Genomic DNA, 11,425 nt, shown 5'->3' on the forward strand with positions numbered 1-11,425 from the left:
GTCTTCGACCATGGCTGTTTCCAAGGATCTGACCGACGATCTCCGCTTGGCCCATCTCATGGCGGATGACGCCGACTCGTTGTCGATGAACAGGTTCAAGGCTCAGGATCTGCGGTTCAGCTCGAAGCCCGACAACACCCCCGTGACAGAGGCGGATACCGCCGTCGAGGAGTCGCTGCGACGCACGCTTTCGCGCACCCGGCCCCGCGACGCCGTCAAGGGCGAGGAGTTCGCCGACAGCGGCGAGTCCAACCGTCGCTGGATCATCGATCCCATCGACGGCACCAAGAACTATCTGCGCGGCGTGCCGGTATGGGCCACCTTGATCGCGCTGGAGGTCGACCATCAGATCGTCGCCTCCGTGGTCTCCGCCCCCGCGCTCGGCCGCCGCTGGTGGGCCAGCCTGGGCGGCGGCGCCTACACCGGTCGCAGCATCCTCAACGCCACCGAGCTCAGCGTGAGCCGGGTGGAGGAGATCCCCGACGCGTCGCTGTCGTACTCGGAGATCTCCGAGTGGGTCGATTCCGGCCGTGGTCAGGGCTTCGTCGACCTCATGCGCACCTGCTGGCGGACCCGCGCGTACGGCGACTTCTGGAGCTACATGCTGGTGGCCGAGGGCTGCGTCGACATCGCCTGCGAGCCCGAGCTCCAGCTCTACGACATGGCCGCGCTCGACATCATCGTGCGCGAGGCCGGAGGCCGGTTCACCAGCCTCGAGGGCGAGGACGGCCCGTGGGGCCAGGGCGCCGTTGCCACCAACGGCCTCCTCCACGACCCGGTGCTCAGCTACCTGCGGTAGACCTTGGCAGGTCACCGAGCTCATTGGGTGGGCGTTCCTAGCCCCTGTACTGGCCACATCGACAGCCTGATGTGGTGCCAAATAGTCGGCACCAGATCCGCAGGAGCCTGCGAGTGGGTCTCCTCCTTAAGGCTGCGACAACACCAGGAGCCAAGCATGCCTACCCTGAGGCTAGATAAATCATCTAGCACGCGAATGACCTAGGTGTGCAAGTTGGATCACCTGGTCGCTATAGCAGCGCAGAGGTTCCTACTAGGATGACTGCGTGCCCAGAGAAACCGACGCAAAGCGAAACGCTCAAACTACGCGTATTCTGCTCATACTCGACGAACTGCCGGATCATTCACGGCAGTCAGTACTCTCCAGCTTTGGCCTGACCCAGAATTCGGAGCCCGTAATTAGTCGCCTACTACGGGCGGTCTTTCCGCAGCATGACTGGCGTAATGACCTTGCTCGGAGGCTACGAGACCTTGACCCCGCTTCACTCTCTGAACTTCAAGCAGCCGCCGCACTCGCACAGGCGGGGCAGAGATCGTGCATGACAGAACAAGAACGTACCAGTCTGAATCAAATCTCAGCGGTGGCGCAAGCAGATGCAGCGACCAGATCCACTGAACTCCGAGTTCATCGCTTCCAGCGATTTTCTGCGACAGTTTGTTTGGTGGGAACTCTGTTTACAGTCCTTGCCCTGATACCAAATATACTGGCCCCCCACACAAGCCCCGCCGCGATAACAATAGGCCTCAGAGCCGTCAAAGACGACACCGTTTCTGTAACCATTGATGTTCGAGGCGGCAGCCCACACACATGGAGCCTGACTACCAACGCCCACGCCGAATCGGTTTCGAATATTTCTCGAGACTATGGCTCCACAAACTCAACGTGCTGGCCCGAATCCCATGGCGCGCTAAGTTCACGCACGTTTAACGCAGAGTGCGGTTGGAGCGGATTCGGCCACGAGAGTGGAGCGGGCGTCCATTCTGTACTCTTTCCGAGTTTTCACGTCTTTGACACACCGGACCCGCAACCACTCATTTCCTACCGCTTCCTGGCACCGGGTTCACTATCCGATGTCGAGTCGATCTACCCAGAACCCGACTCCATTTCTGACCAAGGCGGACTAATACAGCTGGAGTGGCACCAGAACCTCAGCTACAACACACCTCCATCGCTAAGATACACGTCACCAAAGGAACGAAGTGATGCCGAGTTTTTCACGATCTTCTTGACGATCCTAATAGGCTTCTTTTCAGCTGGAGCACTTCAAGCCATACCAGATCTTATCCGTGGAGCATCTGCGGACCTGAAACTCGCGGACTTTATTATTGCATGCGCTGCATGCTTGGCCGCAACTATTCCCGTTTTGGCACAATTTGGACCATCCGACTCGTGGTTTTTTGACTGGAACATAGGCAGAGCACTTGCCGCACTTCTCGTCACAGCAGTAGTGGTCTTGTCGACACATCGACAGCCGAAACTACCGCGACCCCCAGGACCCAAGGGCAGATATTTGCCGGCTATTCAACCACATGTATCAATACTGATACTGAGCATTCTCGGCATTCTGTGCGCCACGATTTCAGCGCGGCACGAACTTCAGCCACTACCAATTGCACCGCAATTTCTGACCCCTTGGCACCTAGCGTTTTTCATCACTATCGGCCTCATGCTCCAGATTGCACGGATTGGAATTGTCGTTCTGCTCATAAGACCACTTTCCACTTATCTTGGCATCCCGGCGTCCGCCATCGTGGGCTCCTTCGCTATCGCCATCACCGAGCATTGGACCATCGCCCCTTTTGGCCTTGTGATGTTTGGCCAGGTCGAGACGTGGGAAACCTCGCTTCTCCGCACCGCGCTTCTTGGTGTCGCGCTCGCGGTAGCCAGCGGCATCCAATTGCGGTGGCACCGTGTATCACTCACGATAGCGGCTTGGGGACTGCTCTCAGTAATCGGAGTTTGGCTGAGTTCGGCCTAGCCAGAGCCTGGTCTGAGCGCTAGCGAATGAGCCCCCAGCTTTTCCTCGAGAAATACCTTCACCGTCCTTGTGACCACATCGGTTAACCAGGTTGATTTCGTTTAGTCACTCGGCGATCTGGGTTCGGCCAGGTTCTGTACGTCAGCATGCTGACGCGCAGAACCTGGCTACTGCCACATGGGGGCGATCGGTGACGTTCTCGACCTCGCTAGCCTCAGACCGGTGACGGAATCAACCTCACTAAGCCGGCGGGCCTGCCCTCAGAGGACGCGAACGCGGATGGTCTCGTCGAGCTTCTCCAGATCGGCCCGCAGCCCCTCGTCGGCGTCGCCGCCGGAGACCTGACTTAGGTCAGTTTAGTGTCCATCGTGGATGGTTCTGATTGCGGTGGCGAGGTGGTTGGGAATGGGGTCGGCGGCGGTGATTTCGTGTCCGCCTGCTTTGATCGTGATCTGTCGGTAGCGGCGTGTGGTCGTGACGAACTTCTTCAGTGACCACCCCGTAGCTGTTTCGATGTGGCGGGCGATCGCGAGGGCTGCGAACACGATGGTCAGGTGAGCGTCGATCGAGTCACGCAGCCGGTGGTAGATAGGCCGGGCAGCGAGGTCGTGCTTGGACATCCGGAAGCTCTTCTCAACGTGCCAGAGCTGATGGTAGGCACCGATCACGAACTCCGCGTCCGCAGCGTCGGGCAGCAGGTTGGTGATGTAGCCCTTGAAACCGGCTAGGGCCCGGGCTTTCTGCTCGAGGTCGCGGTTCACTTCACGGCGCTCATCGGTGAGGGTCAGGAACCGGTTGCGTTTGACCTGCGCACGGCCGGCGGCGATGGTCTCGGCCTTGCGGACCTGTTCATCTATGCCGTGCAAGCTCCGCCGTGCCCGCCCGGCCTGGTACTGGTAGTAGATCCGCGCTTCCCGCCGTGCCCCGGCAGGGCCGGTCCAGGTCCGGGTGAAGAAGATTTGGCCATCAGCGATCGGGGTGTCGGGATGGTCGTCCTTCCATTTCTGGACGACATAGGGCATCTCGGGCACTTTCTGCCCGATGATGTACGACAACCCGGCATCAACGAGTTTGGTGCGATTGTCGTGGGAGAGCATTCCCGCATCAGCGACGACCGTCACATCGGCAACGGGATGAATCTTGCGGAACTGCTCGATCACGGGCAGCATCGTTTCGTCTCGGCTTTGTTGCCCTCGAACGCGTGCAGTTGCAACGGGAACCCGGTGGTGTCGGTAAGCAAACCGATCGTGATCTGCGGTTCCAGACGCCGCTCTTTCGAGTACCCGGGCTCACGGAACCCGTCCCCCTCGGCTGTTTCGAAGTAGAGCGTCGAGGCGTCGTAGAGCACCAATGCTGCCGATCCCAGCCGTGCTCGCTGAGCACAGGCCGAAGTGATCTTCGCGCGGAACGTGTCGTCCGCATACCGAGGCAGGGCTCGGGTGATCGTCCGATACGACGGCGCGGGAAGACCGGCCTCGTCGAGCACCCGGATTGAATCAAGCTTGCTGGTCGGCTCGATCAACCGCGCGATCACCAACGCCCGGAACACCTCATCCCCACCGGTGGCGAACCCGAACCCGAGTTCCTCATAAACGCGGGCGAGTGCATCCAGTAACGGCCCCCCATCCTGGTCGAGGTGATCGGCAATGCCCCACCCGAGCCCGGCTCAGACTCAAGCCCGAGATCGAGTTGCGGCTGGCCAGCCGCGAGACGCTGCCGAGCGGCGGCCTTCAACACCTCTAGCTCCGCGTCCGAGTGCGCCGAGCCGATGTGCTCCAGATCCCGCTTCCCGCTCCGGTTCGAGTACACGATCTGCACCGCCCACGCCCCCGACGCGGTCTTCACAACACGCACATGAGGAGACACAACCCCACCCTACGACCCCGATTAGTGCACAAAATCATGCGACATGCCAGGCAAAACCCCTAACCAGAAGCATGCCACCAACAAAATCCCGACTCCGTGACCTAAGTCAGGTCAGAGGACGCGAACACGGATGGTCTCGTCGAGCTTCTCCAAGTCCGCCAGCAGGCCGTCGTAGGCGTCGCCACCGGAGACGTCGGTGACCGCGTAGCCGATCTCGCCCCGGGTGGACAGGGTCTGTGAGCCGATGTTCATGTTGTGCTCGGCCAGCAGGGCGTTGAGGCGAGCCATCACGCCGGGCACGTTCTTGTGCAGGTGCACGATGCGCTGCTGCGCCACGCGGCCGGCGCCCACCTCGGGCAGGTTCACCGCCATGGAGGTGGAGCCGTATTGCTCGAAGTCGGCGAACTTGCCGGCGACGAAGCGCCCGATCGACACCTGGGCCTCCTGAGTGGAGCCGCCGATGTGCGGGGTCAGGATCACATTGTTCATGCCCTGCAGCTTGGAGACAAAGCGCTCGTCCTTCGACTTGGGCTCCGACGGGAACACGTCGACAGCCGCGCCGGCGAGGTGCCCGTTCTCCAGGTTGGTGTAGAGCGCCTCCAGGTCGACGACGTGGCCGCGACACAGGTTGAGGAACAGCGAACGCGGACGCATCTGGGCGAACTGCTTGGCGCCGAACATGTGCTCGTTCTCAGGGCGGCCGTCGACGTGCAACGAGATGGTCTCAGCCTCGCCGAGCAGTTCCTCCAGGGTGTCGACGCGGCGCGCGTTGCCGAGCGCCAGGCGGTCGACCATGTCGTAGAACAGCACCCGCATGCCCAGGGCCTCCGCAAGCACCGAGAGCTGCGAGCCGATGTTGCCATAGCCGACGATGCCCAGCGTCCGACCGCGGATCTCATGCGAGCCCACCGCCGACTTGTCCCAGAACCCCTCGTGCACCTGCTTGTTGCGGTCGGTGAGGTGGCGGGCCAGGGCGATGATCTCGGCGATCGCGAGCTCCACCACGGAGCGGGTGTTGGAGTAGGGCGCGTTGAAGACGGGGATGCCCGCGGCGGCTGCGGCGTCGAGGGCGATCTGGTTGGTGCCGATGCAGAAGGCGCCGACGGCCCTGAGGTGGGGTGCGGCCTCGATCACGCGAGCCGTGACCTGGGTACGGGAGCGGATGCCGAGGTAGTCGACGCCGTCGAGGGCCTTGATCAGGTCGTCCTCTGTCAGCGCGGTCGCGCGGTTCTCGACCTGAAAGCCGCGCTGGTTCAGCACGCGTGTGGCGTCGGAATGGATGTTCTCGAGTAGCAGTGCCTTCACCAGCCGAATACTACGCAGGTAGCGCGCAAGGCCCCCAAACGGGCCGTTCGATCAGCGACTCCGAGGTACTCGGATCCCAGGCAAAGTACGGGGCGCAGATTCTGGTGACGCTGTCACAGAAATTGAGCTGGTCGCACTTCCTGGCACGGCTGCCACTGCGTAGCGACGAGGCCGAGCGTTCTACGCCGGCCGGCACACTCCGCTCACAGCGAGAGTGTCGCCTCCAGGAGGGCCTGGGTGTAGGGGTGCTGCGGTCGGCGGAAGACGTCGTTGACCGCGCCATGTTCGACGATGCGGCCGGCCTCGACGACGACGACTCGCTGGCACTGATGGCGCACGATGGCGAGGTCGTGGCTGATCAGCACCAGCGCCAGCTCGCGCTCGGCGACCGTGCGGGTCAGCAGGTTCAGCACCTGGGCGCGCACGGACACGTCCAGGGCGCTGACCGGCTCGTCGGCCACGAGCAGGCTGGGGTCGCTGATCAAGGCACGCGCGATGGCCACGCGCTGCCGCTGGCCACCGGAGAGCTGGTGCGGGAATCGACGCGCGTGCTCGGGATCCAGGCCCACGCCCTGCAAGGCGGCGCTGACCACTTCGGGACCGCCACGGCCGCTATGCCAGCGGGTGCGGAGTGGCTCCGTGATGATGTCCCCCACTCGCATCCGGGGGTTCAGCGAAGAGTTGGGATCCTGGAACACCAGCGACGCCGACGAGCGCAGCTCGCCGAGACCGCGTTCCGACACCCCGACGATCGATCTGCCGCGGAACAGCACGTCGCCCACGGTGGGTCGGATGAGACCGAGCATCAGGCGGGCGATCGTCGTCTTGCCGGAACCGGAGCCGCCGACGATGCCGACCCGCTCCCCCGGCTCGATCGCCAGCGACGCGCCGGATAAGGCGACGAACTTCCGTCCGCCGCGGTGATAGGTCACCTCGGCGTCGCGCACCTCGACCAGCGCCGTCATCGGGGATCGTCCATCCGGTAGTAGTCCTGCACGCTGGGCAGCCGCTCGCCAGGTGCCACCGCGTCGATCCGCGCCGAGGCGATCAGGCCCTTGGTGTACGGATGCTGCGGGTTGCCGATCAGCTGCTCGATGGGGCCTTGCTCGACGATGCGTCCGTCCAGCATCACGGCCACCTGCGAGCACACCTCGCGCACGACGGCCAGGTCGTGCGAGACGAAGATCGCCGCGCGGTCGCGCAGCTGCTCGTCGAGCAAGGCGAGGATCTGCTTCTGCACCAGCACGTCGAGCGCGGTGGTGGGCTCGTCGCAGAGCACCAGACCCGGCTCGTTGGCCAGCGCCATCGCCACCAGCACGCGCTGCCGCTGGCCGCCCGACAGCTGGTGCGGGTAGCTCCCCGACACGCGCAGCGGGTCGCCGATGCCGACGCGTTCCAGCCACGCGAGCACGTCGTCGCGGATCTGGCCGCGCCGCTCGCCTTGGTGCAGGGCGAGCACCTCGCCGATCTGGCGGCCCACCTTCATGGTGGGGTCGAGGGCCGTCATCGGTTCTTGGAAGATCATCGAGACCGACGAGCCGCGCAGCGCGCGATACTCCCGCTCGGGCAGGCCGAGGAGTTCCTTGCCGTCGAGACGGATGCTTCCGGTCAGCTGGGCGTGCGAGGGCAGCAGGCCCATGATCGCGAGCGCGGTGACCGATTTGCCGGACCCCGACTGGCCGATGATGCCCAGCCGATCCGTCGGGCCGAGGCTGAGGCTGATCCCCCGCACGGCCGGCCTCCCGTTGAAGGCGACGCCGAAGTCGCTGATCTCAAGCCGGTTCACGTCAGCTCCCGTTGCTTGGGGTCGAGGTGGTCGCGCAGCCCGTCGCCCAGCACGTTGAAGCCCAGCGTGGCCACCGCGATGGCCAGGCCGGGCCAGAGGGCAAGCAGCGGGTCGGAGAAGATGTAGTCCTGCGCGTCGCGCAGCATCCGACCCCACGTCGGGGTGTCCTGGCCGCTGCCTAGGCCCAGATAGGACAGGCCGGCCTCGGCGAGGATGGCGATGCCAAAGCTGACGGAGGCCTGCACACCCATCAGCGGCGCGATGTTGGGCAGCACGTGGCGCCAGGCGATCTGCACGTACGAGATGCCGCTCACCCGGGCCGCCTCGACGTAGGTCTGGCTCATCACCTGCAACGTGCCCGCACGGGCCATGCGCACGAAGGCCGGCACCGTCGAGACGCCGATGGCCAGCATCGCCGTCCAGGTGGAGCCACCGAATGCAGCCGCGAACAGGATCGCGAGCAGCAGCGCGGGAAAGCCGTAGAGGATGTCGCTCAGCCGGGCCGGGATCTCCGAGACCCAGCCCGACGTCATGCCGGCGAAGATGCCGACCGGAACCCCGACGATGGCCGCGCCTGTGACCGACACGATGCCCACCAGCAGGCACATCCGGGCGCCGATCATCAGGCGCGACGCCACGTCGCTGCCGAAACCGTCGGTACCCAGCACGTGCGGCCAGCCGGGCGAGGCGGCCAGGTCGCCGGAGATCGCCGTCGGATCGAAGGGCGTCCAGAACAGGGACACGACGGCCAGCAGCACGACGGTGCCGATCAGGGTGGCGCCGAGGGCAAGGGATCCGTTCTTCACGATGCCTCCCGCGCACGTCGAAGGCGAGGGTCGATCACTTGATAGGCGAGGTCCACCAGGAAGTTGATGACGAGCACCGCCCACACCAGCACCAGAACGATGCCTTGCACGACGACGAGATCACGCCCAGAGACGGCGATCAGCAGCTGCCGCCCCAGACCGGGCAGGGTGAAGACCTGCTCGATGAGGATCGCGCCGACGAGCAACGTGGCCAATTGCAGACCGATCACGGTGAGCAGGGAAATCGCGATGTTTCGCAGTCCGTGCCGTCGGAGCGCTCCGAGGTAAGACCAGCCGAGGGAACGCGCGGTGCGGAAGTAATCCTCGTGGATCACGTCGATCACGGCGGAGCGGACATAGCGAGACATCACCGAGGCCTGCACCAGCGCCAGCGACAGCACCGGCAGCACGAGTGATCGGGCCCAGGCGACGATCCCCACCACCGACGCGGGCTCGTAGCCCCCGGCGGGGAGCCAGCGCAGCCGTACCGCGAACAGGAGCACCAGCAGGATGCCCGCCCAGAACGCCGGCACCGCCAGCCCGATCTGTGAGATCGCCGACACGATCACGCCGTCTAGGCGGTTGCGCCGCACTGCTGCATAGGTACCCACGGGCAGCGCGACGAGCAGGGCGACAGCCATGCCGAAGGTGATGAGCCAGAACGAGACCCCGATCGTGCTGGCAATCACGGGGCCCACGGCCTGATGCGTGATCATCGACGTGCCGAAATCGCCCACCAGCACTCCACCCAACCACTCGCGGTAGCGCACGAAGAACGGCCGGTTGAGACCCAACGTCTCGCGGAGCGCCTCTACCTCACCCGGGGTGGCGTTGGTGCCAAGGAGAAGCTGGGCGATGTCGCCGGGAAGCGCATTGGTCACCCAGAAGATGAGCAGCGACGCTACGAGGAGACTCGCTGCCAACCACGCGACGCGGATCGCGACGCGGACGGCTATCCGGCGCATGATTCAGCATTCCTGCTCGGGTTGTCAGCTCCTCGAAGCAATATTGGTGAGGTCGAAGGACAGTGAGCGCTGATCCTGGTTGACTCCCACGATGTCGGTGGTCGTGATCACGAGGTTCGGCAGCAGCCACAGCCACGCTGCGGCGGCGTCGTCGGCCAGCATCCGGACCGCCTCGGCCATGATCTTGGCCTCGTCCTCTGCCGGTGCAGCATCGGCTTGCGCGAGCAGATCCGCGAACTCCGGGTTCTGGTAGTTCCAGTAATAACCTTCGCGAACGAAGGCGGCAGCATCGCGAGGCTCGACGTGGGCCACCATGGTCAGGTCGTAGTCCTTCTTCGTGAACACCAAATCGAGCCAGCGGTTGAAGTCGAGTTCCTCGACCTGCGCGGTGATGCCCACCTCGGCCAACTGGGCGGAAACGACACGGGCCGCCGCCGTCGCGTAGGGCGCGGTGGGCACGCGGAGCCGCAGCGTGAGGCCAGACTCATATCCGGCCTCAGCCAGCAGTGCCTTTGCCGCATCGGGATCGTAGGGCCAGCGGTCGCTCAGATCCTCGTACCACGGATCGTTCGGCGAAGCCATCGAGCCGAGCAGAACACCACGGCCCGCCCACGCAGAATCGACGATCGCCTGCTTGTCCAGCGCGTGGTTGATGGCCTGGCGCACCTCAGGCTTCGCGAGCGCCTCGTTCTCGTGGTTGAAGCCCAACACGATCTCACCGTCGGTGGTGCCTTCAAGGACGCGATAGCGGTCCTCGTCGGTGAACTGGCCGAGCGACTGGGGCACGGTGAGGTTCGAGATGATGTCGAGCTGGCCCGACAGCATCGCGGTGTTCATGGCGTTGGGGTCGGCGTAGTAGCGGAAGTTGACCACGTCGAAGCGGGCCGGGGTGGCCCAATAGTTCTCGTTGCGCCGCAACTCGACCTTGGAGCCCTGCACCCACTCGCCCAGCACGAAGGGACCGGACCCCGCGGACACCGTCTCGAGGTTCTCCATGCCCGCCGGGTTGAAGACCATGCCGGCGGGAGTGGTGAGGTCGAACAGGAAGCGGTTGGACGGCTGCTTCAGGGTGATCTCGACGGCGCCGTTCCCGATCGCCTCCAGGCTCTTCACCGGCGCGAACTTCTCCAGGATCTGTCCTGTTGCGTCACCGTCGAGAATCCGCTGGAAGCTGGCGACTACGGCCTCAGCGGTGACGGGCGTGCCGTCCGCGAACTTCGCCGCATCGTCGAGCTGGAAGGTGTAGACCAGGTTGTCCACCGACCGCGTCCATTCCTCGGCCAGCAACGGCTTGATATTGCCCTCGCCGTCGAGCTTCACCAGTGTCTCGTAGACGTTGTAGAGCAGCACGAAGGGCGTTGCCGCGCCATCGACGGTGATCGGATCCATGCCTGCCGGCTCGATGGTCGCTCCGACGTCCAGAACAGAGGCCTGCGGAACTGACGGCTCGTCGCTCGGCGTGGAGCAGGCACTCAGCAGGAGTGCGCTCAACAACGCGGCGACGACGCCAAACCTGAGGCTCTGGCGGCGCTTGGACATGGAGTCTCCTTCGGGGACATCAACGCATGGGCGCGAACAGTCTAACCGGCAGACGCATCGTTGCTCCTGCGTTCTGCTCGCAGCGGAGTCTTAGAGATCCCGCAGGTAGGTGGCACCTACTGCGGCGCACTGGATGGCGACCTGGCTACGTTGTCCAACTCACCGGCATACCCAATGCAGGTTTCGTTGTCCGTCTTGCCATGTCATCCATCCAGCACGTCCGTAGCTCACGGCACCACCTACCTGCGAAACCTCTTAGAGATTCCGCAGGTAGGTCATGGTCGTCGGGTTGGTCGGGTGTCCCAGCGGTGGGTTGTCCAAGCGGTGCGGACGAGGCGTCGGATCACGATGACCGCGTTGGCCAAAGCGATGAATGCCTCG

8 protein-coding genes and 2 pseudogenes are annotated in these 11,425 nt (G+C 64.1%); 1 reads left to right on the forward strand and 9 read right to left on the reverse strand.

Going from position 1 to position 11,425, the window contains the following annotated elements; genetic code table 11:
• Positions 1–10 precede the first annotated feature (10 nt).
• Entirely contained in the window at positions 11–799 is a 789-nt protein-coding gene (locus P0D62_RS17575; RefSeq protein WP_275703839.1) for an inositol monophosphatase family protein, read from the forward strand.
• Between the two features lie 1,639 nt (positions 800–2,438).
• Here the strand turns inward: P0D62_RS17575 and P0D62_RS17580 are convergent.
• The 9 genes and pseudogenes from P0D62_RS17580 to P0D62_RS17620 all read right to left on the reverse strand — a co-directional run.
• Positions 2,439–2,708: a hypothetical protein gene (locus P0D62_RS17580; protein WP_275703840.1), complete on the reverse strand. Its 270-nt coding sequence runs from the start codon at positions 2,706–2,708 to the stop codon at positions 2,439–2,441.
• 425 nt (positions 2,709–3,133) lie between these two features.
• A pseudogene (locus tag P0D62_RS17585) lies at positions 3,134–4,631 on the reverse strand (IS1634 family transposase).
• Between the two features lie 123 nt (positions 4,632–4,754).
• Entirely contained in the window at positions 4,755–5,948 is a 1,194-nt protein-coding gene (gene serA / locus P0D62_RS17590) for a phosphoglycerate dehydrogenase (RefSeq protein ID WP_275703841.1), read from the reverse strand.
• A gap of 203 nt (positions 5,949–6,151) precedes the next feature.
• Positions 6,152–6,913 carry an ATP-binding cassette domain-containing protein gene (locus tag P0D62_RS17595; RefSeq protein ID WP_275703842.1) on the reverse strand — a complete coding sequence of 254 codons (762 nt, stop codon included), beginning with the start codon at positions 6,911–6,913 and terminating at the stop codon, positions 6,152–6,154.
• Positions 6,910–7,734 carry an ABC transporter ATP-binding protein gene (locus tag P0D62_RS17600; protein ID WP_275703843.1) on the reverse strand — a complete coding sequence of 275 codons (825 nt, stop codon included), beginning with the start codon at positions 7,732–7,734 and terminating at the stop codon, positions 6,910–6,912. Before P0D62_RS17600 ends, P0D62_RS17595 begins: the two co-directional genes overlap by 4 nt.
• A complete protein-coding gene (locus P0D62_RS17605) occupies positions 7,731–8,540 on the reverse strand; it encodes an ABC transporter permease (protein ID WP_275703844.1) in 810 nt (269 codons plus the stop codon). Before P0D62_RS17605 ends, P0D62_RS17600 begins: the two co-directional genes overlap by 4 nt.
• Positions 8,537–9,505: an ABC transporter permease gene (locus P0D62_RS17610; protein WP_275703845.1), complete on the reverse strand. Its 969-nt coding sequence runs from the start codon at positions 9,503–9,505 to the stop codon at positions 8,537–8,539. The genes P0D62_RS17605 and P0D62_RS17610 overlap by 4 nt, the downstream gene beginning before the upstream one ends.
• 24 nt (positions 9,506–9,529) lie before the next feature.
• Positions 9,530–11,044 (reverse strand): ABC transporter substrate-binding protein, encoded by a 1,515-nt coding sequence (locus P0D62_RS17615; RefSeq protein ID WP_275703846.1) that lies wholly within the window; start codon positions 11,042–11,044, stop codon positions 9,530–9,532.
• A gap of 275 nt (positions 11,045–11,319) precedes the next feature.
• Positions 11,320–11,425, reverse strand: a pseudogene (locus P0D62_RS17620) (IS5/IS1182 family transposase); the annotation flags it as partial.

The sequence above is a fragment of the Tessaracoccus caeni genome, from assembly GCF_029211185.1.
In the GTDB taxonomy this organism is placed as follows: domain Bacteria; phylum Actinomycetota; class Actinomycetes; order Propionibacteriales; family Propionibacteriaceae; genus Arachnia; species Arachnia caeni.

Excerpts from the sequence above, each read along its gene's own strand:
- P0D62_RS17575 (WP_275703839.1), top strand. The coding sequence starts at position 11 with ATGGCTGTTTCCAAGGATCTGACCGACGATCTCCGCTTGGCCCATCTC.
- P0D62_RS17595 (WP_275703842.1), bottom strand. The coding sequence starts at position 6,913 with ATGACGGCGCTGGTCGAGGTGCGCGACGCCGAGGTGACCTATCACCGC.
- P0D62_RS17610 (WP_275703845.1), bottom strand. The coding sequence starts at position 9,505 with ATGCGCCGGATAGCCGTCCGCGTCGCGATCCGCGTCGCGTGGTTGGCA.
- P0D62_RS17615 (WP_275703846.1), bottom strand. The coding sequence starts at position 11,044 with ATGTCCAAGCGCCGCCAGAGCCTCAGGTTTGGCGTCGTCGCCGCGTTG.